General features: G+C 64.4%; 1 pseudogene. It reads right to left on the reverse strand.

The features are described 5' to 3' along the window. Positions 1–421 (reverse strand): annotated as a pseudogene (locus EOD07_RS37235) (hypothetical protein); the annotation flags it as partial.

The raw sequence follows: 421 nt of genomic DNA on the forward strand, positions 1-421 counted from the left end.
CTTGTACATCATCAGCGAGCCCAGCGGATCGGTGCCGCCCTCGGCCGGGACCTTCATGCCGTGGATGACCACCGGGCTGAGATTGAGCGTCACGCCGTCCTTGCTGTGTTCGAAAGGCGAGGTCGAGACGGTGGCGATCTCATAGCCGCCATTGGCTTCGCTGACTCCTTCCAGCTTCACGTCGCCGATGGGCAGCGCGTCCTTCTCGGCCGCCGGCTTGATGGAAACGCCCTGCAGCGTGGCGTTCGAATCGTCGCCGGAGACGCCGGTCCAGGAAATGTCGACGCCCTGGGCGGCAAGGGCTGCCTTGATCCGTTCGGCCACCGCCGGATCGGCGGCGAAGGCCGCATTGAGCGGCAGCGTCAGCAGAAAGGTCGAAAAGGCCAGTTTCTTGAGCGTCGAGCGTTGGATTGTCATGGCG

The sequence above is a fragment of the Mesorhizobium sp. M2C.T.Ca.TU.002.02.1.1 genome, assembly GCF_003997225.1.